We start from the raw sequence: 22,933 nt of genomic DNA, 5'->3' as shown, positions 1-22,933 counted from the left end.
CCCCACAACCCACACCCCACACCTGAGGTCAAAGTTAAAAACCTACCCCTGTGAGCCCCTAACCCCTCCCAGGAGGGGAAAAGAGGGAACAGGGAAAAAATCTTGTGTAGCTCACAATTATGAGAAACGCTATAGCTAGATCTAGCTAAGTTTTGGGGAAATGGCTAAGTAGTCGGACATCAATCAACCTGCTCTGTGTAAACAATTATGAAAATTCCGATCCAAAAAACACTGGTATGGCTATTGGGTGGTTTAAGCATCTCAGGGGTAATCGCCCCAGCCTTGGGATTAGATACATCAATCTCAGAAGCTGGTATTAATGTCTATCGGTTACACCAACCTCCCTATAATTTAAGCGGTCGTAAAATTGCCATTGGGCAAGTGGAAATTGGTAGACCTGGATTATTTGGTAAGGATAAGGCCGCTGTCAAGAATCGGACAGTAACTCCTGCGGGAGTATTCTATCGCAACACCCCAGCACAACCGAATACCCATGTTGATGAACATGCAGCTATGGTAGCCGCTGTGATGGTTAGTCGAGACAAAGGGTTGCGGGGAGTAGCACCTGGGGCAAAACTCTACGCTTCAGCAGTTGGCTCCCTGTCTAGGAGTGGACAACCAGAAGAGTGCCTGTCGGCTCAGCATATTGCTCAGCAAAATGGCTCAGATGTGCGGGCAATTAATTTTAGTTTTGGTGAATCCCTACAGCGGGACCCCAGGGAGGAAGCGGTGCTGGATGGCAATGCGCTGTTAACTCTATGTATCGATTGGTCAGCTCGGGTGCATGATGTCTTGTATGTGATTGCTGGCAACCAAGGCAAAGGGGGAATTCCGATTCCCACAGATAATTTTAATGGTATCAATGCAGCATACACAGCCAAGCGTCAGGGAGTTTTTAATAAAGTAGACTTTGCTAACTTGAGTGCTTTACCCGTTGGTATTGGTCGTCGTATGATTCGGCAAGAAATTAATGTTGGTTCCCGCCGCTCCATTAATTTGGTAGCTCCTGGCAACAAGATATCGTTATATGACCTCAAAGGTAAAGTGACTCAGGTCAGTGGTACCAGTTTTGCTGCTCCCCATATCACTGGTGCTGTAGCATTGCTACAGGAATTTGGTGATTCCGCTTTGCGCAAGCTGCGCTCAAGACAAGAAAAACTATTCTTGATGGAGTCCCTCAGGGCGGAAACCCCCAATACCGGGCTGCATCGCTTGTGGATGAATTGGAGTACAGATTCCCGACGCCATGAAGTAATGAAGGCAGTGTTACTTAATTCTGCTGACAAAATCCAAGATCTCGGTGATGGGATGCTACTAGGCATGAGCCGCACGATTCGGGCAAAGGATAATCACCACTGGTTAGAATCTGATGCTTACCAAGACCCCAAAATTCCTCTGGATATGCAGATGGGGACAGGACATCTCAATGGGTTTCGAGCTTACCAGCAATTTAAACTCGGCCAATGGAGTCCCAGCGGCATTGGAGTGCCACCAGTCGGTTGGGATTACCGTACTGTGGAAAAATCATCTTATCAGGACTATGTGTTAACAAAACCCCTAGCAGAAGGAAGTTTTATCTCCTTAACTCTCGCTTGGGACCGTTTGGTAGAGTTAGAGGATGACAATAATAATGATGCTTATGATGTTGGGGAGAGTTTTAGCGATCGCGGTTTGAATAATCTTGACCTCTATTTAATGCCAGTGGGAGAAGAGGACACTACCAAAAGCCTCTGTGCTTCAATAAGTGAAGCGGATGCTGTGGAACATATTTTCTGCCAAGTTCCGGCTCAAGGTCGCTATAAAATTCGGGTTGAGTATCAACAACAGGTTAATCAGCCGTCTCAAGCTTATGCTTTAGCTTGGTGGACAGTTCCAGATGCCCAATGACAAGCAAGATGGAGAAGATAGGGAAAGTTGGAAACTTTCCTGACATCCGGGAAACTCATGAATTTTCTAAAATTTTTACCATCAACATCACAAAAAAAATAATAATAAAATAACTAAAGTAGCAATGGTAGTTGATTCAGAGTCACAAGCAATGGAAGCAGAGTTTTACTACCGAGGAATAGATAAAATTCGTCAAGGAGACTTGAACGAAGCAATTAAGGAATTTGACAAAGCCTTAGAGATTAATCCGAACTTCGCCGAAGCCTACTATAAACGAGCTATGGCTCGCTTTGACTTAGGGGATCAACAAGGTGCGATCGCCGATTATACTAAGGCTTTACAAATCAATTCTGAAAGTATTGAAGTTTATTTCGGGCGGGGTTTGGCTAGATTGGCACTCGGAGATGCCACTGGAGCAATAGAAGATGCCAATCAAATACTTAAAATTAATCCTAACCAGCCTGCTGCTTGTAAGCTTCAGGGTAGTGCCTACCGTAAGTTAGGAGATAATCAGTCTGCGATCGCATCATTTAAACAAGCAGCTCAGCTCTACCTAGAGCAAAAAGATAAATTAAATTGTCGTCGTTGTCTTGACAGTATCAATCAAATTCAACAACAGCAACTATTAGCTTTAGGTCGAGCCCAGACTAACGATTTTTGCAATCAAGCAATCAATAAAGTTAACACAGGTAAGTACCGAGAAGCCTTAGAGGATTTCAACTGGCTCCTTGAGGTTGACCCCAAAAATGCTCAAGCCTATTGCTATCGAGGTATTGTTCACTGCAAACTTCGTAATTACAGCAGAGCCATTCAAGACCTTGGTCAAGCCATGGAACTAAATCCCCAAGATACTCAGGTTTCTTACCATCGAGGGTTAGTACGCATTGAACTGGGGGATTACCGGGGAGCTATTGATGACTTGACCAAGTTACTACAAAGCAATCCGGAAAATCGGGATGTCTTGATTCATCGGGGTAATGCCTATATCCAGATGGGAGACTATCGGCAAGCCATCGAAGATTATTCGCGAGTTATTACTCTTAAACCCAATGATGCTCAATCATATCGTTATCGGGCAACCGCTCGTGAAAAGTTTGAGGATATACGGGGAGCATTTGAAGATTATCAACAAGCGGCAAACCTGTATTTCGATCAACAAGACTGGACTAATTATCGGAAACTGCTAGATAAACTCAAACAGCTACAGCCATTACAACTGACCGAGGGGTCGAGCAATCGAGAATCACAAGCACCATCAAATACCAAACCTAGTAGGGAGTTGCAACAAAGACTACTAAGACTGGTCGGAGGACAATCGGATATCGCAACACGCCTACTTGATTTGGCTAAAGGAAAATTCCCAGGAATGCCAGAAAAGTGGTATTGGGAGAAGGTGATCAAAGATTTAGAACGATAGCGCTAGAGTAATTGAACTATTGATAAGACTAGCAACAAGCAATCATTCAGCTATCAGCTGTTCCAATTGCTTCAATGGCAGCTTCTAATGCGATCGCAATATGAGTCCAATGAGTTCCTCCCTGACAAAACACAATATAAGGCTCTTTGAGGGGACCATCGGCAGAAAATTCTGAGGTACTGCCATCAATAAAAGTCCCCCCAGCCATCACTAACTGACTCTCATAACCAGGCATTGCGGCTGGGACAGGGTCGAGGTAGGAACCTACGGGAGAATGCTGTTGTATCCCTCGACAGAAAGCGATTAATTTTTCCGCTGAACCCAACTCAACGGCTTGAATCACATCCCGACGGGGTACCCCCGGTGGGGGATTGACCGGATAACCAAGTTCTGAAAGAGTATGAGCGATTACATGACTCCCTTTGAGGGCTTCACCAACCATTTGGGGAGCTAGGAATAATCCTTGAAACAGCAATCGATTCTGATCGAAAGTTGCCCCACCTGAACTACCAATCCCTGGAGCAGTCAGACGACAGGTAGCCGCTTCAACTAAGTCAGCTTTTCCAGCCACATAGCCTCCAGCAGTAGCAATCGTTCCCCCAGGATTTTTAATCAAGGAACCCGCCATTAAATCTGCTCCTACTGCTGTCGGTTCTTGCTCTTCTACAAATTCCCCGTAACAGTTATCGACAAAACAGATAGTATCAGGATTTTGTTGTTTGACAAGCTTGACAATTTTTTTTATTTCTGATATAGAAAGACTCTTTCGCCAAGAATACCCACAGGAACGCTGAATGAAAACCAGGCGGGTATTCTCTCCTACCGCTGTTGCCAAGGCTGACCAATCTAAACTTCCGTCACTAGTTAGGGACAACTGGCGGTAACGAATCCCAAATTCTAGTAGGGAACCTTGACCATCACCCCGTAAACCAATCACCTCTTCCAAGGTATCGTAAGGGGCACCGGCAATCGCTAGCATTTCATCACCAGGACGCAATACCCCAAACAGGCAAGATGCGATCGCATGGGTTCCGGACACAAATTGTACGCGCACAGCTGCCGCTTCAGCTCCCATGACATCAGCAAATACCATGTCGAGAGTTTTACGTCCTAAATCATCATGTCCATAGCCTGAAACACTAGCAAAGTGATGCACTCCTACACGATGTGCTCGAAAAGAATTCAGTACCTTTTTGAGATTTTGCTTGACGGCGGTGTCAATACCATAAAAAATCGGAAATAGTGCTTTTTCTGCTGCTTGCAGCCTTTGAGAGCTGTTCATTCCCAAAATTCGCGCCTCGAAATTTTAGATCAAAGAGAGCGGGTTATTACAATTTGTATCCTATTAGACTTACTGCATGACAATTGCTACTTCAGATAATCTTCGTTTAGATTGGGTCGTTATTACCTATATGGCCTTTATTCACCTAGCAGCGCTGTTTGCCTTACTTCCGAGCAACTTTAACTGGACAGCAGTGGGCTTAATGATCTTTTTCCACTGGGTGACAGGGGGCTTGGGGGTAACTCTGGGATGGCATCGCTTAGTGACCCACCGCAGTTTTCAGACACCCAAGTGGTTAGAATACTTCCTAGTTTTCTGTGGTACCATTTCCTGTCAAGGAGGAGTGATCGATTGGGTAGGACTACATCGCATCCATCATTTGCACTCTGACACCCAACCGGATCCTCATGACTCCCATCAAGGGTTTTGGTGGAGTCACATGGCTTGGATGTTGCATAAAATTCCTGCTGATCAGGACATTCCTAAATTCACGAAAGATATTTCTGAAGATCGGGTTTATCAGTTTTTGGACAAGTATTTTGTGCTGATTCAAGTGCTTCTAGGACTGTTGCTGTATGCCCTCGGTGGCTGGCCATTTGTGGTGTGGGGGATTTTTATGCGCCTAGTGCTTGTGTTTCACTGTACCTGGTTTGTCAACAGTGCTACTCACAAATTTGGTTATCGCACCTATGAGTCTAAAGATAGCTCAAAAAACTGTTGGTGGGTAGCCCTACTCACCTATGGTGAAGGCTGGCACAACAATCACCATGCTTATCAGTATTCTGCAAGGCATGGCATTAAATGGTGGGAAATTGACCTGACTTGGATGACGATTCAGTTCCTACAACAGCTGGGTTTAGCCAAAAACGTGAAACTGATTAGTCCTGAACAGACGTAAGTTCCCCCAGGGTGGTACCTTGAGTACTACCCTGCTAGTTGCCGAGCGGATTCAGTTCTCAGGGGTAAGTGGTGAACCCTGCTGACCAGCAGAGCTTACTCCAGTTTCAACAGTGCAAGCACTATGAATCGATCCTGTCTACTCAGGACTTATGACTCTAGCACTGAGGTTTAGGGAGTTTCTCGGAAAATTCAAAAATCTTAAAAATTCTTAGCTTTTGTTTACAACAAACGTAAAGTCTGCCTTTATAATCATATAAGTATTGTTACTAATCTCAAATTGTTCTTATCGAACGTTAACCGATCAACCTTACCAACAACTCCTTAGTGATGCCCCGGATACTGGTCATCGATGACGACCCCGCAATTTCAGAATTAGTCACCATCAATTTGGAGATGGCTGGCTACGATGTTAGTCAAGCAATGGATGGCATCAAGGGTCAGGCTCTAGCTCTGCAACTGCAGCCAGACCTGATTATGCTAGACTTGATGCTACCTAAGGTAGATGGCTTCACCGTCTGCCAACGGTTACGTCGGGATGAACGCACTTCCGATATTCCAGTATTGATGTTGACTGCCCTAGGTCAAACCCAAGATAAGGTAGAAGGCTTTAATGCTGGTGCCGATGATTATCTCACCAAACCCTTTGAACTCGAAGAAATGCTGGCGCGAGTGCGAGCATTACTACGGCGCACAGACCGAATTCCCCAAGCTGCTAAGCATACGGAAATCCTGAACTATGGTCCTTTGACCCTGGTACCAGAAAGGTTTGAGGCGATTTGGTTTGATAAAACCGTGAAACTGACCCATCTGGAGTTTGAACTACTGCACTGTTTACTCCAGCGCCATGGTCAAACGGTTTCTCCCAGCGAAATCCTTAAAGAAGTTTGGGGGTATGACCCTGACGATGATATCGAAACAATTCGAGTGCATATTCGTCACCTGAGAACCAAGCTAGAACCTGATCCCCGCCATCCTAAGTACATCAAAACCGTTTATGGAGCAGGTTATTGCTTAGAGTTACCCAATACAGAAAAGACCCTAGAAGTGAATTCGGCGACTGCCTAGGATGAACTTGGTAATGTCAGAGCTACTACAAATCGAAGTTTTTAACCTAGATGGGAAAGCCCCCGCCCTTAAGCCGGGGGTAAGCTTTCTCACCGTTACTCATTTGGCTACTTCTGATCAAAAATTGATCAACTTCTAGGGAGCCAAGGCATTGCCCCGCAACAAGCTACCAATTGTTTTCGCTGTAATCTTCATTTGGACAAGAGGATTAGCAGGTACAACAGTTTTATAGAGATAGCTATCGAAGGTCAGCCGCTGCACATCCTTGTCAGCGCACATCTCTACAAAAGCTTCTCGGCTAGCATCGGAGTTATAGAAAACTCGTTGTAGAATATCTAGGACTTTGTAAGTCATGCCGTATTTCTTATCCCAGCGCTTCAGGTAAAGCTTGAGGTCACTCTCTGTGGGGATACGGCTACCCCCGTTAGAGGTTTCGACAATGGTTTCAGCACACATCCGAGCTGATTTAGCCGCAAAGTAAATCCCTTCCCCAGAGGATTTAGTGACTGTTCCTGCAGCATCACCTACCAAAGCTACCCGACCAACTACACGTCTAGGTCTGGGATGCTCAGGAATCGGATGGGCTTCCACTTTGATAATTTTCCCACCCACAAGTTTTTTAGCCGCACGGGCACGAATCCCTGCTTGTAGCTTTTTGATCAGGGATTGGTTTACCCTCATAGTGCCGGTTCCAACGGCAACGTGGTCGTATTTAGGGAAGACCCAAGCATAGAAATCAGGAGAGACATCATTGCCCACATACATTTCTGCCAGGTCTTGGTAGTAATTCATCATGTTATCTGGCAGACTGATGCGCTCTTGGAATGCGATCGCATAATTGTAATCCCCAGCATCAATTGCTTTGGCAACCCGGGAATTTGCCCCATCAGCTCCAATCACCACATCTACTTTCAAGGTTTTGTGGATTCCCTTAACACTGCCATCAGAATGGTCAGAATAATAGATGGTATAGGGTTGAGAGTTACTGGTGGGAATATCGAGTTTATAAACGGTGCCATTAATTAAGTTAGCCCCCAACTCAGCCGCACGATTGCGCATGAACCCATCAAGCACCTCGCGACGGCACATCCCAATATATTCGTTTTCCTTTTCTATATGGATATCAACTTCAACATCAGACGGTGAGATCATCTTCATGTTTCTCACTTGCCGGTCAATAATTTCTGGTGGCAGGTCAAACTCACTCACCATACATAGTGGAATCGCACCACCACAGGGCTTAGCATTGTCCAGCTTACGCTCAAACAAATAGGTTTCGATTCCTGCTTTAGCTAACGTCTCGGCAGCAGAAGAGCCTGCTGGTCCCGAACCAACTACTGCAACCCTTAGTGCTGGCATGTTTTCTCCCATGGTTTTTTAAGCTACGGAATGCATACTATCATGGACTTTCCTTTGATCTGAAGCTTCCCTAATATTTGGGGTCAAGTTGCAATACACCTTAACAAAAGTTCGTTACATTACTTAACAAGTACGGCTGTGATTGGTCATTTTCATCCTTACCGATCAATTGTTAAGATTAATTATAAATTGTTAATTGTTCTTGTAAATTGTTAGCAATTGTTAAGGTTAACTCTTAATTAGACCGACCTTAGAGCTGTTGGAAAATAAGAGAAAATATCGATAATGTAGGCAACTCGGCAAAGTAATAGCAATTCTTAAAAGTAGGACTACAGATGCAGATGCTCCGAGACTCGCGTTTTGGAACTACTGAATTTAGCGTTCTAGTTTCTTCCGTGCCTGCTAGCGAGTTCATATAATTTATGTTAATAAATCATTCTTTTCAAGAAGGTTATACTCATTAATCTCATGAACCCAAAACGGCTGCTAATTATCTGTTAATAGTTATTAGGATTCTTTATTAATTATATTTTGAAAAACATGAGATGCACCCATCAGCAACCAAGATGCGCTGCTCTACATGGATTTGGATTTTACCATAGCTGAACAAAATCCCATCAGGGTGCATAATACCCCATAAGACCAGTATTAAAGCAGCCTTAAAACCCCCTACCCCCTTTTAAAATTACCAATTCGTCGAGTATGCTATGGCTATAGCCTTTTGCCAGGAAAGTAGCTTGGCGGCCAGACAAGCGGTTGATGAGGTCTACTTTCTGATATCTTCTTTCAGAAGTAGTGCAAAAGCCTAAAAAGTACGGCTGGCTATCGCCTTTTGGCTCTTAGCTCAGAGATTACCTCTGGGATGATGTATGTCAGTCGCTCAAATTATTACCTGAAACCAGTATTTTTCGACCAGATTTTTATAAATTAATCCAAGACTACCAACCAGCTAATGCCAACAAAATTTGGTCATTACTGACTTTTAACCTATGGTATAAATAATTTATTTCATGAATACATCTGTCTCAGTAGTTATCACCACCTTTAATAAAGCCCAGTACCTCGAACAATCAGTAAAGAGTGTACTAGCGCAAACATTTTCCCAGATTGAATGCATTATTGTCGATGATGGCTCTACTGATAATACCCGCCAAGTTGCTGATCAGTTAGTCCACTCCTACCCACAGATACAGTACTTTTATAAAGACAATGGAGGCGTCTCGTCTGCTCGTAATTTTGGCGCTGATAAAGCCACTGGAGAATGGATTCAATTCTTAGATGCTGATGATTGGATTCATGAAGATAAGATCAGATTCCAATTGAGCTGTTTAGAGGTAACTGGTGATAATATAGTATTTTACTCTGACTACGAACGGGTCTATGTTGATCAAAACGAAAACATTATTGAAACCAAGCCTCATGTTGTTGGTGCTCTCACCAAAGAACAGCTAATCGAACGACTGCTAATTTGTCCAGATTTTCTGGCAGACTCTCCTTTTCCATTGTTACAGCAATCGATGCTGTTCAAGAAAAAACTTTTAGAGCAGAGAAATTTTGATACTCACCTGAAAGCCTGTGAGGATCGAGAATGGGTATTGGAACTTCTGCAACGGAACGTCAGATTTGTCCATACTCCAATCATCGGAGCCTATTATAGAAAACACCGCTTCAATCTCACCGATAATAGCTCACTGATGCGGGAGTCTTACATTAAGTATTTTGAAATTGTCTTGACAAATCACCAAAAATTAGTTAAATTATGCCAGAAAAGTATTAAATACTTGATAGAAAAAAGTTTTGAGGAAAAAGACCAGGAAAGTTTTACCAGACTGGCTAACTTAGTGGAATTACCAGTGTATCTGCTCAATGGCAAAATTAAAGCTAATAATCGTTGGTTCTTAAATTTACTCTATTGGTTCCGAACGATGATACCAAACTTTTTACTATACGAAAGATACCGAGGTCCCCGTTCTCGTAAACTTTTATCCATCATTAGCCGTCGGTCTTAGCATAAACTGGGATAAACCTCCCGTTCCGTAGGATCAGGCTCAGGATAAATTCTAGACAGTATCCTGATTAAATTCCTGATTAAATTCCTCCTGTCAACAGCAGCAACACTGTTTGAAATAGTCCCACCATCACCCCTAAAATACCCCCTAAATTCACAATAGCTTGTAATTCACTTTTTACTAAAGTCTGAATTGTGATTTCCATATCTTTTGGAGAAGTAGCGTTTACCCGTTCAACAATCACCTCATCAATAGATAAAATCGGAATCACTTCAGTCATAATTTTTTCCAAATCCTCCTCTAGGTAGCGCTCTATAACCAAAGCAAGTTCCTTGCTAATCATTGTCAACGATGTAGTCATAATTGCTGACTCTCGGAGCCGATTAACAATTAACACAGACACTTTTTCCCAGTCAATAGATTCATTTAATCCTTGTATAAATCCAGCACCCCCCTCTTGAATATAAGCACGCACCGAATCCCGCATCGTTTTCCGTAGTTGTCTCACTGTTGACAAAGGCAGATTTTGCAATGAAACATTTTGCAACCATTCCCGCAAGCGATCGCGAGTTCCTAGAGCCACAATTAACTCTTCGATGCGAGCATTAGTCGCTTCTTTTTCGTCAAGGCAAAAGCTTCGCAGGCGGATCAAAGCATTGCGCAGACCAAATAAATTTGCCACTACCCAGTATGTCCCACTGGACTTTTCCCGAAAGTCTTCATCAATGATTTGAATGTTGCGGTCAGTTAGGAAATCAATAACTGCCTGTCGCAAAATATCTGGGGGGAGTACTACTTTTAAGATCCACTCAGAAAGCTTCCGAGCTTGTTCTTGATCCAGTCGAAACTCCAATAAAATCTGGTCAAAAATATGGTTAAGTTGGGCTTCTAGGAAATCCTTACGACGAGCTAAGACTTTTAGCATACGTGGCAACGATTCCCCTATCAAGTCTCGGAGAATCCCAGCAAGAATATGAGCTGTTTTCTGTTGCTTATCCGACCGGACTTGATCTAGCGCTAAGTTTAATAGCCACAATATCGCTGCTTCCACACGTTCAGTATGCAGCAGACGCTTTGCCAAACGCTGTAACTCTGTTGGCGTCAGCAGAGAACCCATAATAGTGTCAGCCACTCGCTTAGCCAGCCGTTCCTGGTTGCGGGGAATTAAACCTGGTGTAAAAGGTAGCTGACGCTTACCGATGTAAATTGGTCTGTAGGGACGGAACAACATTTTGATGGCTAAATCATTGGTGAAATAGCCAATAATTCCCCCAGCTATAGGAGGAACAAACAACAAGAACAAGTTAAACAGATCCAAAACAAAAATCGAGTTGTGTAGAACTTGAAAAGCAGGTAATCGGCAAGTTTGAAGTATGATGGATAAAGTCAGAAGTGTACACTAGTGATAGCATTTATGAAATAGGTGAGGTACCCCGCCCTTTGGGGAATAGGAAATAGAAAATAGGGAATAGGAACCCACCCCTAACCCCTCCCAGGAGGGGAAGGGAATAGGGAATAGGGAATAGGGAATAGGAACCCACCCCTAACCCCTCCCAGGAGGGGAAGGGAATAGGAAATAGGGAATAGGGAATAGGGAAAAAAACCTATGTACATCATTACTATGATAACCGCTATATATGGCTGCGGTTATTTAACAATTAGTAGGCTTGAGCATTAATTCAAAGATGCACCATCCCTCACCTTTATCCTTGCTGCCTTTACACTTGCTATCTTCATCTTTTATACTTCAAGAATTGATTTCATGCCCAATCTCTATTGTAGGCTTTTTCCAAAAGTGACATCCTGCCACACTAAACCCTAACGGGATATAATACACATTGCCGTTGATGGCACTGTTCGTTTTCTTTTTGTTTAAACCATGACTGAAGTACCACCAGACTCTCCTGAAAGTCACCCTCAAACCAATTCAGAACAGATAAATGCTGAAGATTTATTAAACTTACTGCGGCGCAAAAAACGCAACTGGGTGGAGTGGGGTAAAGCCTGTCAGCAGCTACAGAAAGCTGGCTACAGTTCTCAGGTAATTTTTGAAGAAACTGGGTTTGAGCCAATTCAACAGAATCAAGTGATGGTGGCATCTCAGGTTTATACAAGTTTGATTACAGTCGGGGTGTCCGAGGCAGTGCGATCGCGTTTTGAGAGTACTGGTAGCGATTCCCTGTACGAGTTGCGGATTCTCACCCAAGAGGAACGAGCTGCTGCTGCTGAATTTCTCGTTGCTAGAAACTTGAACTCCGAAGGAGCCCATGAAGTTGCCAAAGCACTCAAGACCTTTTCCCGCAGAAGCCGTCCACCGGAGGGATTCACCAATCATCCTGGAGATGCTGTTGCCTATCAGTATTGGAAACTTGCCAAACAACACAATGATTTGCAAGAACGTTCTCGTTTGATTGCCCGAGGCTTAATGTTTGCTCATACTCAACAAGCTCGGCAACAAATCGAAGAATTACTCACAGGAGCGTTTGGTAGCACTCAGCGTCCAGCTCCCAGATTACCTATATACCGCCTCGAAGCTGAAGAAGATTTACCCCGCTTGCTTCCCGTAGTAGGATCCTTACCCCTGACAATAGCTGATCTCAACCAGGTTCCTAAAACTGACTATACCGGTGCTTTCAATATAGTTAAAGGGCTTCGAGAGCAGACCTTCGTGGCAGTACCCGGCTGGCAGGTAGTTTTGAAGGCACAAGATCCAGTGGTGATTTTGTGTAACAGTAATCAGCTGCCTATTCAACAGAATAACAAACCTGAAGAGATTTTGCTTATTATTGACCGCTCACAGCAGCAGTGGGATGGGGACAGCTACTTTTTGGTTGAAGAATCAGGACAGTTAGAGATTAAGTGGTTTCCAGATTCTCCTGATGTTAGTTTTTTGGGACGCCTCATCCTAGTATTACGACCGAAAAAAATTCTGGATGAAGCCTTGAGTCAAGATGTCTGGCAAATTGATGAGTAATTAGTCATTAGTTATTAAGTTAGTTAATTGCTTTTTTATTGACTGTTAAAAATTACCATCAACAAAACCCTTTTCATCAAAAGGCTCAGGTAGTTCGATTAGCCAGCACTGCATAGAATGGATCGCCTCCAGTGATCCCAAGCTGTAGGAGAAAAGTAGGAAGCGGGGAGGGTCGAGCAACAACCTCAGGCGAACTAAATCCAGGAATAGACTCGTAATAGGTTTTCACTAACTCCACTCGACTTTGCTCAGTCCCATCTCGCCAGGACTGAATCGCCTTTTGAAAAAACATTCGGTTAGAAAAGCTAATAATTGCCATTCCCCCTGGTTTTAAGACGCGATGAATCTCAGCAAAAACTTTTTCCGGGTACTGAAGATACTGAACTGAAACAGCAATCAGTACAGCATCAAAGTCTTGGTCAGGCAATGGCAATTGCTGGTTTTGATTCAAGTCTTGGATAAAGTAGTGATTAAGTCTAGGATTTTTGACCAATTCTTCCAGATTCATGCCATGCCCCTCAACATAAGCAAACTCAATGTCTTCTGGTAAGTGAGAAACCCAACTGCTCATAAGATCGAGGATGCGGGTGTTGGGTTGTAGTCGCTCCCGGTAGAGGTTTACCAGCTGATCGATAAAGCCCTCATCGACATGAGTCACAAACCGTGGAAATGAATAGAACAGAGCATCATCGCTCTCATCCAATTTACTGCGTTGAAGGCGCTGGTAGATCATTGTATGAGCTAATATCTATCTTGTTAAGAATATTATAAAGATTTATGAAGTTTATGGTAAGTATTTCTGAGTTTGGGTTATTGCAAGGAATATTTTGAACCGCTTAGACAGGGTTCTACAAAAAAAATAGGGAAGAGCATTAATATCTCTTCCCCATCGTTGATTTTGGTTTTGATTTTGGTTGTCTTGGTTTCGGTTTTGGAGTGCTTTCCGACTTTCCTTAAGCTTCCGCCGCAGCATCTGAGTCTGTTTTTTCAGTTGTTTGCGCCGTGCAGAGCCTCCTTTTCCTTTCCAGTTACGTCCTTGGCGGCGGGGCGATTCCCACCGTTTTAGTCGTTGTGCCATTAATCTTGCCCCTTAGTTACAGTGGGCGGGGAGAGACTCGAACTCTCATGACCATAAGGCCGCCACATTTTGAGTGTGGTGCGTCTACCAATTTCGCCACCCGCCCGTTTGGGCATCTCCATTATTATAACTAATTAGCTGCTGATTTAACAAGGACTGATAAGATTGAGAACTTGCCCAACGGTCAATTTCTCGCGCCCGTAGTACAGGTAAGGGATGGCTCAGTTGAGAGATCTGCATTTGTTGGAGTACTTGACCCAGCTCAGTATCACCAGCGCTATCGTAAGCCCTAGCTTGAGCGATAAACGCATCTAGGTTCAGTTGTGGTGCCAGAGTTGGGGAACCACCAGCCAGTTTCATCAATACAGACATGACCACTCTCGGATTTTGAGTAGCCAGTAAAGCAGCGCGATCGCAACTAAATTCCGCACATCGTAGCCACTCTAACATCTTCTCCTGTATGCTTTGAGCAATGAGCATCCCCCAATTCGGAATTAAACTAGCCGCTAATACCATGATATTGAGCGGTGTCAGGTACACCCCATGTTCACATTTGAGATGACCCAGTTCATGGGCAATAACCGCCTGAATTTCCTCTGGTGTCAGCAGATCAATTAAAGAGGTGTGCAAGACAATGAAAGGCTGCTTACCCCGCATAGCGAAGGTATAGGCATTGGGAGCAGGATTTTGCTGCACATAAAGTTGAGGCGGCTCTAAATCTAAAGTTGTGCAGGCATCTTCGAGTAGTTTATGAAGATGGGGCAGTTGATTTTCTCCCACCAAGACACTAGCAGCAATATTGTTCAGGTAAAAAAACTGTTCCGCCACAGGACCTAGTAAATTTCGCACCACCAAGTCTATCCCTGGCAACTGTTTCAGGGCTGTGGTTGCTTCCAAATCTAGGGGATGACGGAAATGATCTGCCTTCAGACCAAATAGTGATGTTTTAGTCATTAGCTGAAAATAATATGTTAGTCGTTAGTCATTAGTCATTACTTATTAGTCTAGGACTTCCCCAAAATCTCTGGCTCAACCCTAATCTATTGTAGGGTTACAAGCCTTGCAGCCTAACTAGTTATAGCGCTAACTATATATAGCTAATTCTATAGCGCCACTGCCTAATTCTTCTTATCCTTGGTTGTAGTCTTGAATTGACAGACTTTAAACTAACAATCCCCTAAACACTAAACGACTTACCACAGCCACAGCTTTGATTGGCATTGGGGTTGGTGAATTGGAAGCCACCACCAATCATAGCATCGCTGTAATCCAGTACCAGACCGTAGAGATAAAGCAGACTTTTTGGATCACAGATTATTTTGAAGCCATCGTAGTCAAAGATTTCATCATTCTCCCGAATGTTACTAGGTTCTTCAAAATCCATCATGTAAGACAGTCCTGAACAGCCTCCCTGGCGAACACCAACTCGCAGGTAAAGGTCTTTTCCTTGACTTTGTTGCAGGGCTAAAACATGCTTTAGGGCTTTATCTGTCAGTTTAATACCTTTTTGCTGTGACTCAGTTGCTTGTGCCATTGCTTACTTTTGACTCCTAATTTTGGTTTGGTGTTAAGTTATTGTGCATCGTCAAGAAAGATAATTATCAGGCTGTAACCCAAGATTTAGCTTAGAGTGTCTCATAAAACTAGATCCTTGACAGCTTATAGCCGAATCAGCTCTGCCAGTTCACAGTTTTGCTGTTTATCGATAATTATCTAATTGTCGTTAAATGGAAATTATTGGGGGTTTGAATCTTTATTGTAACGAGTCTTTAGACTACTAGGCATTAATCATTCTACGTTATGGTTTATCGTTCCACCGTGACTCAGATACTGGCTAATCTCTTGTTCACTAACTCGGTAACCACAGTTAATGATCATCTTCTGTACTTGTTGGCTGCACTGGACTCCTTGCTCAGATATACCCAGACAGTTATAAACTGTTCTCAGTTGAGAGAATTCAAGCTTTTCATGGAACAAGCTCTCCCCCTGACCAGGATGGGAGATTTCTTGCCAAAGTCTTAAGGCTTGTAAGTGATAGGCTAAGGCATGGGGGTAATTTCCCAAGTGGTAGTGAACCGCTCCGATATAATCTAAGCTTCTGGTGTTACCATGAAGTGATTTACTCAGTTCCTGACCAATCTCCAAAGCTTGATGATAGAAATCCAATGCCCGTAGTTCCTCACCTAGTCGGAAGTAAACTGTGCCAATCCTCTCAAGAGTAGTTAGCTTGCGACTAGAGTAACGAGAGGATGTTTTTTTTTCGTGAATGGTTAGGGCTTGCTCCAAGACAGCAAGAGCTTGACGGTATCTTCCAAGCTGGGTATAAGCTTCCCCTATATTTGCCAGTGCTCTGCCTTCGCCCTCAAGTGAATTGCCTGAGTTTTGAAAAATCTTCATGGCTTGGCGAAAGCATCTCAGAGCCAGCACTGGTTGATGCCAGCTATTGTGAATTTCCCCTAGGTGATTCAGGATTTTAGCAATTTCTGAGTGATCTTGAGTTTTTTGGAAAATCCTCAATGCTTTTAGATAAACCTTAAATGCCTTATCATCCTGGTTAGTCTGGGAATAAGCCATGCCGAGATGATGAAGAATGACCCCTAAACTCTTGGGTGAACCAACATCATTGGCCATTTGTAAACTTTGCTCGAGACACTTGATTCCCCAGGCATACTCTCCCAAACGGCAATGAACTAACCCAATGCGTTTGAGAGTATCCACTTGACCAGCCAAATCTTCGTTAGTTTGACAAATTGCTAAGGTGTTTTGCAGTGTTTTTAGTATATTTTGTAACTGACTTTGGCGATACTTACGAGCTGGAGGCTGGAAAGGGTCATCTCCTGGAGTCTTGTTTTGGTGTTGCTTGACTTCCGTTTCAACTAGATTCTGAACCAGATGTGCCATAGTAATATTGCTCCCTGATGTAGATGGGGGAGGGATGATGGAGCCAAAAAAAACTTGAGTAGCCCATCTCCCTTGCTCATTTTCAGCAGTTATGTCTCTGTTCTACCTCGGTTACCAGAGATAAGATTACTCACAACTTGCTGTATATTCCTAAATATATTTTTCAGTAAGTTAAGGAAATTATTAAGCTATTTATAAAAATTAACATCAGTAGCCTATGCACACTAATTTGGAAAGACCTAGTTGCCATCTTACATACTAGCTTCTTTCCCCATCTGATCGTCAGCCCATTGCCATAGATATGCTATTGTCGAAGCGAACTCACTATCAAAATCTGTCCGGAGAACCGTCACACCTAGTCGAATAAGGAAGTAGTAGATGCACCCTGATCACCGCCCCCAGCTTTTACAGGTTGGGGGTTTCCTGATTTTTTTACCTATTCCTCTGTGGTTCAGTCTTCTGAGCATTAACCACTTATTTTCCTCGAAGAGTAGTAATTTCTTTAAGCCTCAGGTAAGACAAATAAACTCCCGTACCTGCTCTAGATAAATTGCTGGAGCCTCCAACATCGGAAAGTGAGCTGTATCAGGAATTTCAACATACTTGACGTTTTGACTTAATTGTGATGCTCTACGCCCTAGTGCTGAAGGAATAATTTTGTCGTATTCACCAGAAACTAGCAGGGTTGGCACCTCTAACTGAGCGAACTTATTAGGCATTACCTCAGCCGCATACTTACTAACCGCAGTCAGCATTGTTCCCAAAGCTGCCTCATAATCAGCCATTAGGTAATCTGCCAAAAAAACCCGGCTCACTGCCCTAGGTAGGGGATGGTGCAAAAATCGCATCATGAACACGGTACCGGCCAAGGGAATATTTAACAACCAACCGGGGCGGAACTTAACTACTAACTCACCAACTTTGTGAAAAGCGGTGAAGGATTTCTCGTCATAATCAAAAATACCGCTATTATTCAAAATTGCCTGCTCAACACGCCCAGGATAACGATTGAGAAACATCGTAGCAGCAGATGCCCCTAGGGAGTGAGCATTGATATAGATACGATCAAGTCCCAGGGTATCTAACAACACCACTAAATCTTCAGCATAGTCCTCCATCTCATAGGTCAATTTTGTCCCCTGTTGGGGTAATTTTGACCGACCAAACCCCCTTAGGTCATATAGGAGGCAGTCAAAGGTATTGGATAGAGCTTTAGCGGTACTTTCCCAGTAGCGAGAGGAGCCACACCAGCCATGGATAAAGACCATCACAGGTTTATTTCCACAAGGTGTTGACTTCTTTACCCATTCATAGTAGTGTTCTACACCCCGAATTTGAATGTAAGGCATTTTTCGACCTTTGTCCTTTGTTAATTGAAAATCAACAATCAACAATCAACAATTAACAATTAACAATTAACAACCAATAAATTTGATTTTGACCAATGACAAATTACTACTATGCTGATTCCGGCTTTGGCAATGAAGAAGGATGAACCAATAGTTCAGCAGTTGAGCGCTTCTCTACCATTTCCCTAGTGATGGTACAGCGAGTGACATCCTTACGAGAAGGCAACTCGTACATCACTTCCAGCATCAATTCTTCCACAATGCCCCTTAACGCCCTAGCACCAGTTTTACGACGGTAAGCTTCCTGAGCCAACGCTCGAATTGCATCTGGCATAAACTCCAAGTTAACATTGTCCATCTTCAGCAGCTTCATATACTGTTTGACCAGTGCATTCTTGGGTTCTGTCAAAATTGCCATCAGGGCTTCCTCATCCAGAGGTTCAATGACGGCTACCATTGGTATCCGACCAATGAACTCAGGAATCATGCCGAATTTCACCAAGTCATCTGGCTGCAAGTGTCGCAGAATATCTGCTGTGCGCTTTTCCTTCGACTGATTCTCTCCAGGCTGAATAAATCCCATGGAACGCTTGCCTAGGCGTTGCTCAACCACTTTATCCAAACCAACAAACGCACCACCGCAAATAAACAGAATATTGCTGGTGTCAATCTGAATACAGTCTTGATAAGGATGTTTGCGTCCACCTTGAGGGGGCACATTAGCAATGGTTCCTTCTAGCATTTTCAGTAATGCTTGCTGGACTCCTTCCCCAGAAACATCCCTGGTAATGGAGGGATTTTCACTCTTGCGGGCTACCTTATCGATTTCATCGATATAGATAATCCCCCGCTGGGCTTCCTCTACATCCAGATCTGCCACTTGCAATAGCCGCAGTAAGATGTTTTCTACATCTTCCCCAACATAACCAGCTTCTGTAAGGGTTGTGGCATCTGCCACAGCAAAAGGCACATCTAATATTTTGGCTAAGGTTTGGGCGAGTAATGTTTTACCACAACCAGTAGGACCAATTAGAAGAATGTTGGACTTTTGTAGCTCTATGCCATCATCCATTATTCCCTGACCCTGACCCTGAGCTTTAGATTGGAGCAAGCTTAGGCGCTTATAGTGGTTGTACACAGCCACTGACAGAACTTTTTTGGCTTCCTCTTGACCAATCACATGGTCATCTAGATACCGTTTAATTTCCCTGGGTTTGGGAATCTGATTCATTGAAATGCGGTTAGCACGGGGACGACGTTTCTTGGCAGGTTCTGGTCGAGGAGCAGGCTGGGGAGCAGGCGCACCGGAATCGAGTAACTCCTCATCTAAAATTTCATTACATAAATCAACACACTCATCACAAATATAGACTCCGGGGCCAGCAATTAATTTGCGTACTTGCTCTTGAGACTTACCGCAGAAGGAACATTTTAGATGGGAGTCGTATTTAGACATAAGAAGCCTCTTTCTAAATAGAAGCGACAGCTGCTTCCTGGTTAGGAAGATTCTGCCGGGAGATCACCTGGTCAATTAAACCATAGTCTTTAGCTTCCGCCGCTGACATGAAAAAGTCGCGTTCGGTATCTTCGGCAATTTGAGCCACCGGTTTACCGGTGTGATTAGCCAGTAATTCGTTAAGGGTTTGCTTGTGGTATAGAATTTCCTTAGCTTGAATTTCTATATCCACCGCTTGTCCCTGAGCACCGCCAAGGGGCTGGTGAATCATAATCCTAGAATTGGGCAATGCCATCCGTTTACCAGCAGCTCCGCCTGCTAGGAGAAATGCGCCCATACTAGCAGCTAAGCCATAGCATATGGTTACCACATCTGGGCGCACTTGCTGCATCGTATCATATATTGCCATCCCTGCAGTTACCGAGCCACCTGGGGAGTTGATATACAATTGGATATCCTTTTCCTCGTCTTCAGCTTCTAGGTATAACAGCTGGGCAACAATTGAGTCAGCTACCACATCATCGACCTGGGTTCCCAAAAACACAATGCGTTCTCGCAGCAGCCGCGAATAAATGTCAAATGCTCGTTCTCCCATTCCAGACTGCTCTACCACCATTGGTACAACACTACTGGAGGTAATTTGGTATTTGTCTAGAGAACTTAAGCTAGTGATTGAGGAATGAGGGGACACAGATTGCAGCATAGAATACAATTCGCCAAGACCTCTCGATTTATTAATAAAGGTGCTATCTAACAAGGGCACGAATAGCCATAAAGTCAAAGTCTCTATAGAAACTATTATGCCTTAACTGTTTGCTTGTTGGTGCAAAAGTTGACGGTTAGAGAGTTGAGGCTGATCTATAAGCCTAAGCTGTTGAGCATCTAGTGTTGAACAGCGATCTAAGCTGAGCCTTGGGTTTCAGCCTCAGAATTCTAAAAGTTAAATCCGCAACAGCTTAGCCACTCGCTACCGCCTCCCTTGGGCAAATTACCAACAAGGCCAACTCTAGGATTTACTCAGAAACTGGTTCAGCTGGTACTTCAATAGTCTGGGAAGCCGCATCGGTTGTTTCTAGTTCGGTTACTGTAACGGCCGTGTCTTCTGCTTCAGTTTCTTCTTCCGTGATGGTTCCTTTGGGAAGCAGCTCTATAGTACCGTTATCTTCTAACCATTTAATGGCTTTGAGTTTGAGCAAATCCGACTCGACAAATTCCCGCAGCCGATCCGGATCTACCTCTTGACCAGCCAACTCCTTCATCAATTCTTGACTTTTCGCTTCTATTTCCGACTCTTCAAGGGTTAAGGATTCACGTTTAGCTACTTCCTTAAGAGCTAGGGATTGTCGGAGGCTTTGGATGGCATCAGGACGTGATCGCTCTCGCAGCTGTGGTAGATTCTCTTCAGTAAACAGCCTTTTAACATCCATGCCCAACTGTTGCATCTGGATTGCTGTTTGGGTCAAAATTGTTTGGAGTTCCTGATCAATTAGCGTTTCAGGCAAGTCAACTTCAACCTTTTCCAGCAGAGCGTTGATTAAAGCCTCCTCCTTGCTGGCTTGCATTTCTTGATCAGCTTTTTCCTGAAACTCCTGCTGCAAATATTCCCGTAACTCTGCCAAGGTTTCCTTATCACTAACTTCTTGAGCGAAGTCGTCATCTAACTCTGGCAGCTCTTTTTCCTTGATTTCTTTGAGGGTGATGGTAAATACCGATGACTTGCCAGCTAAATCTTCTAGGGGGTAATCTTCAGGAAACGTCACTGGTACTTCTTTATTCTGATCAGGATTCATACCAACGATCCCTTGAAGAATGTCCTCTAGGAACTTGCCTTCCCCAAGTTCAATTTCAAAATCCTTAGCCTCACCGTTAGGTATTACTGAGCCTTCATCCTCTTCGCTATCACCAGTAAATCGACCGACATAATCCACCACGACCACATCTCCCATCTGGGCTGGGCGTGATTCCACTGGTACTAGGGTAGCCTGCTCAACACGCCGTTCTTCGAGAAAATTATCGACGGCATCCGGTTCAACCTTAGTTTCCTCAGCTTTCACACTTAAGCCATTGTATTCCCCTAAATTGACCACTGGTGGTACATCCACCGATGCTGAGAAGGTTAGGGGTTCTCCTGGTTTGAACTGGCTGAGCAAATCTTCTAAAGTAGAGGTTAAATTATAGTTCCCTAGTGCCTCAATTTGGGCTTGTTCAATCGCCTGCTTTAGACTACTGTCGAGCAACTCTTCGATAGCAGCAGCTTTTACCTGTTGGGCACCAAGACGTTGTAGCAAAACCTGACGGGGTACCTTCCCTTGGCGAAACCCAGGAATTTTGACTGTGCGGGAAAGGTTCTGTAAAACCTTTTCATAGGCTTGTTTGGTCGTTTCAGCCGGAATTTCAATTTCTAGACCAACCTGGCTAGCGGGAAGTTTTTCCTGAGTTACTTTCATTGACGCTTGGGTGTGAAGAGTTAATTGTTTAATGAGTTGGGACAGTTGATAGTCAACCTGGATGAATCAAAGATTCGACCTGGGGACTCCTATATTACTTTAGGTGTTGCCTGCTTCGACCAACAAAATTCACCAAAAAGATTTACATTGTTTCAGCCAAAGTATTTATCCACATGCACTAGTTGCCCTAGCCGACGCGCCATCAAGGGGTTTGGCAACAAAGTCCCTAGCCACGAATTTCTCAAAGGGTTTGAGTCAAAACGCCGATATCCAAAGGAGTAGAGGTGAAAATTAACCGTTATCGAGTATCGATACACATGGACAACCTCTACCTCGGATGGAACTAGACGGGAGAATCCACAGCAATTATGGTATGCTGATCCTAACAACCAGTTAAGCGTCAAGCACATCTACCAGTTCCTTTACGGCAGTAGACTGAACTATCTATAGGTGGTTACTACAGCCTTTAAGCCAGCTTTTAGTCGATCAGAGCTTTTTAAGTGTACCTAAAACGCCAGTCGATGACTCTTGCCCGGGCTCAATAGGGCAGTGTGAGCGATTACACTCGTGCTAATTAGCTGATTATTTATGTGGTAATTCCAGGCATTTTATTAAGACACCAAGGGGCGATAGCAAACAGGATAAGGGTAATAATCAATAAGGAGGCATTATTATCAACAATATTGATATAAAAGTGCAATAGTACTGATAATCAAGGCTTATTTTGGTCATAATCCTTGGGACATATCACATTTTGGCTCAATTTTTATTATTGCGCTTACCCTGCTATACAGAACCATTATCAGAGG

Annotated in this window: 18 protein-coding genes and 1 tRNA gene; 6 read left to right on the top strand and 13 right to left on the bottom strand. The window is 43.7% G+C overall.

The annotated features are described in order from the left end of the window. Nucleotides 1-207 precede the first annotated feature (207 nt). A complete protein-coding gene (locus AC4II3_RS12125) occupies nt 208-1,887 on the top strand; it encodes a S8 family serine peptidase (protein ID WP_488006786.1) in 1,680 nt (559 codons plus the stop codon). A 124-nt stretch (nt 1,888-2,011) separates the two neighbouring features. After that, complete coding sequence (locus AC4II3_RS12120) at nt 2,012-3,304, top strand: tetratricopeptide repeat protein (protein WP_488006785.1); 1,293 nt, start codon at nt 2,012-2,014, stop codon at nt 3,302-3,304. A gap of 46 nt (nt 3,305-3,350) precedes the next feature. Here AC4II3_RS12120 and AC4II3_RS12115 read toward each other — a convergent pair whose 3' ends face one another. Continuing rightward, the gene (locus AC4II3_RS12115) at nt 3,351-4,586 is read right to left on the bottom strand and encodes a methionine gamma-lyase family protein (RefSeq protein WP_488006783.1); all 1,236 of its coding nucleotides are present in this window, start codon (nt 4,584-4,586) and stop codon (nt 3,351-3,353) included. A 76-nt stretch (nt 4,587-4,662) separates the two neighbouring features. Here AC4II3_RS12115 and AC4II3_RS12110 point away from each other — a divergent pair, with 76 nt between their 5' ends. After that, nucleotides 4,663-5,484 carry an acyl-CoA desaturase gene (locus AC4II3_RS12110; RefSeq protein ID WP_488006781.1) on the top strand — a complete coding sequence of 274 codons (822 nt, stop codon included), beginning with the start codon at nt 4,663-4,665 and terminating at the stop codon, nt 5,482-5,484. A 329-nt stretch (nt 5,485-5,813) separates the two neighbouring features. Then, entirely contained in the window at nt 5,814-6,551 is a 738-nt protein-coding gene (locus AC4II3_RS12105) for a response regulator transcription factor (RefSeq protein ID WP_070394338.1), read from the top strand. A gap of 135 nt (nt 6,552-6,686) precedes the next feature. Here AC4II3_RS12105 and chlP read toward each other — a convergent pair whose 3' ends face one another. Next, nucleotides 6,687-7,922: a geranylgeranyl reductase gene (chlP, locus tag AC4II3_RS12100; protein WP_488006779.1), complete on the bottom strand. Its 1,236-nt coding sequence runs from the start codon at nt 7,920-7,922 to the stop codon at nt 6,687-6,689. Nucleotides 7,923-8,920: 998 nt separating this feature from the next. Here chlP and AC4II3_RS12095 point away from each other — a divergent pair. Beyond that, entirely contained in the window at nt 8,921-9,919 is a 999-nt protein-coding gene (locus AC4II3_RS12095; protein WP_488006777.1) for a glycosyltransferase family 2 protein, read from the top strand. A gap of 79 nt (nt 9,920-9,998) precedes the next feature. Here the strand turns inward: AC4II3_RS12095 and AC4II3_RS12090 are convergent, their stop codons facing one another. After that, nucleotides 9,999-11,237 carry a DUF445 domain-containing protein gene (locus AC4II3_RS12090; protein ID WP_488006775.1) on the bottom strand — a complete coding sequence of 413 codons (1,239 nt, stop codon included), beginning with the start codon at nt 11,235-11,237 and terminating at the stop codon, nt 9,999-10,001. A 561-nt stretch (nt 11,238-11,798) separates the two neighbouring features. Here AC4II3_RS12090 and AC4II3_RS12085 point away from each other — a divergent pair. Continuing rightward, on the top strand, nt 11,799-12,893 hold the full coding sequence (locus AC4II3_RS12085; RefSeq protein ID WP_488006773.1) for a RuBisCO accumulation factor 1: 1,095 nt from the start codon (nt 11,799-11,801) through the stop codon (nt 12,891-12,893). 85 nt (nt 12,894-12,978) lie between these two features. On the opposite strand, the gene AC4II3_RS12080 is transcribed toward AC4II3_RS12085, so the two are convergent. From AC4II3_RS12080 to tig, 10 genes are all read right to left on the bottom strand, one after another. Further along, a complete protein-coding gene (locus tag AC4II3_RS12080) occupies nt 12,979-13,626 on the bottom strand; it encodes a class I SAM-dependent methyltransferase (protein WP_488006771.1) in 648 nt (215 codons plus the stop codon). 51 nt (nt 13,627-13,677) lie between these two features. After that, entirely contained in the window at nt 13,678-13,971 is a 294-nt protein-coding gene (locus AC4II3_RS12075; RefSeq protein ID WP_488006769.1) for a hypothetical protein, read from the bottom strand. A gap of 22 nt (nt 13,972-13,993) precedes the next feature. Next, nucleotides 13,994-14,077 (bottom strand) — tRNA-Leu (locus tag AC4II3_RS12070). Then, entirely contained in the window at nt 14,056-14,925 is an 870-nt protein-coding gene (locus AC4II3_RS12065; protein ID WP_488006767.1) for a M48 family metallopeptidase, read from the bottom strand. Before AC4II3_RS12065 ends, AC4II3_RS12070 begins: the two co-directional genes overlap by 22 nt. Before the next feature lie 223 nt (nt 14,926-15,148). After that, entirely contained in the window at nt 15,149-15,505 is a 357-nt protein-coding gene (locus AC4II3_RS12060) for a HesB/IscA family protein (RefSeq protein ID WP_488006765.1), read from the bottom strand. 254 nt (nt 15,506-15,759) lie between these two features. Then, nucleotides 15,760-16,872, bottom strand: coding sequence for a tetratricopeptide repeat protein (locus AC4II3_RS12055; protein ID WP_488006763.1), 1,113 nt, complete (start codon nt 16,870-16,872; stop codon nt 15,760-15,762). A gap of 509 nt (nt 16,873-17,381) precedes the next feature. Continuing rightward, complete coding sequence (locus AC4II3_RS12050; protein ID WP_488006761.1) at nt 17,382-18,221, bottom strand: alpha/beta fold hydrolase; 840 nt, start codon at nt 18,219-18,221, stop codon at nt 17,382-17,384. A 109-nt stretch (nt 18,222-18,330) separates the two neighbouring features. Further along, entirely contained in the window at nt 18,331-19,677 is a 1,347-nt protein-coding gene (clpX, locus tag AC4II3_RS12045) for an ATP-dependent protease ATP-binding subunit ClpX (RefSeq protein WP_070394328.1), read from the bottom strand. Nucleotides 19,678-19,690: 13 nt separating this feature from the next. Continuing rightward, nucleotides 19,691-20,380, bottom strand: a complete 690-nt coding sequence (gene clpP / locus AC4II3_RS12040) for an ATP-dependent Clp endopeptidase proteolytic subunit ClpP (protein WP_488006759.1) — start codon at nt 20,378-20,380, stop codon at nt 19,691-19,693. A 310-nt stretch (nt 20,381-20,690) separates the two neighbouring features. Next, entirely contained in the window at nt 20,691-22,124 is a 1,434-nt protein-coding gene (gene tig / locus AC4II3_RS12035) for a trigger factor (RefSeq protein ID WP_488006757.1), read from the bottom strand. Between the last annotated feature and the right edge of the window lie 809 nt (nt 22,125-22,933).

The organism is Moorena sp., assembly GCF_982860115.1.
This window is presented reverse-complemented; position numbering and strand designations above follow the sequence as displayed.

What these genes read in the sequence shown, in the direction of transcription:
- AC4II3_RS12125 (WP_488006786.1), top strand. Translation starts at nt 208, where the DNA reads ATGAAAATTCCGATCCAAAAAACACTGGTATGGCTATTGGGTGGTTTA.
- AC4II3_RS12120 (WP_488006785.1), top strand. Translation starts at nt 2,012, where the DNA reads ATGGTAGTTGATTCAGAGTCACAAGCAATGGAAGCAGAGTTTTACTAC.
- AC4II3_RS12115 (WP_488006783.1), bottom strand. Translation starts at nt 4,586, where the DNA reads ATGAACAGCTCTCAAAGGCTGCAAGCAGCAGAAAAAGCACTATTTCCG.
- AC4II3_RS12110 (WP_488006781.1), top strand. Translation starts at nt 4,663, where the DNA reads ATGACAATTGCTACTTCAGATAATCTTCGTTTAGATTGGGTCGTTATT.
- AC4II3_RS12105 (WP_070394338.1), top strand. Translation starts at nt 5,814, where the DNA reads ATGCCCCGGATACTGGTCATCGATGACGACCCCGCAATTTCAGAATTA.
- chlP (WP_488006779.1), bottom strand. Translation starts at nt 7,922, where the DNA reads ATGGGAGAAAACATGCCAGCACTAAGGGTTGCAGTAGTTGGTTCGGGA.
- AC4II3_RS12095 (WP_488006777.1), top strand. Translation starts at nt 8,921, where the DNA reads ATGAATACATCTGTCTCAGTAGTTATCACCACCTTTAATAAAGCCCAG.
- AC4II3_RS12085 (WP_488006773.1), top strand. Translation starts at nt 11,799, where the DNA reads ATGACTGAAGTACCACCAGACTCTCCTGAAAGTCACCCTCAAACCAAT.
- AC4II3_RS12080 (WP_488006771.1), bottom strand. Translation starts at nt 13,626, where the DNA reads ATGATCTACCAGCGCCTTCAACGCAGTAAATTGGATGAGAGCGATGAT.
- AC4II3_RS12075 (WP_488006769.1), bottom strand. Translation starts at nt 13,971, where the DNA reads ATGGCACAACGACTAAAACGGTGGGAATCGCCCCGCCGCCAAGGACGT.
- AC4II3_RS12065 (WP_488006767.1), bottom strand. Translation starts at nt 14,925, where the DNA reads ATGACTAAAACATCACTATTTGGTCTGAAGGCAGATCATTTCCGTCAT.
- AC4II3_RS12060 (WP_488006765.1), bottom strand. Translation starts at nt 15,505, where the DNA reads ATGGCACAAGCAACTGAGTCACAGCAAAAAGGTATTAAACTGACAGAT.
- AC4II3_RS12055 (WP_488006763.1), bottom strand. Translation starts at nt 16,872, where the DNA reads ATGGCACATCTGGTTCAGAATCTAGTTGAAACGGAAGTCAAGCAACAC.
- AC4II3_RS12050 (WP_488006761.1), bottom strand. Translation starts at nt 18,221, where the DNA reads ATGCCTTACATTCAAATTCGGGGTGTAGAACACTACTATGAATGGGTA.
- clpX (WP_070394328.1), bottom strand. Translation starts at nt 19,677, where the DNA reads ATGTCTAAATACGACTCCCATCTAAAATGTTCCTTCTGCGGTAAGTCT.
- clpP (WP_488006759.1), bottom strand. Translation starts at nt 20,380, where the DNA reads ATGCTGCAATCTGTGTCCCCTCATTCCTCAATCACTAGCTTAAGTTCT.
- tig (WP_488006757.1), bottom strand. Translation starts at nt 22,124, where the DNA reads ATGAAAGTAACTCAGGAAAAACTTCCCGCTAGCCAGGTTGGTCTAGAA.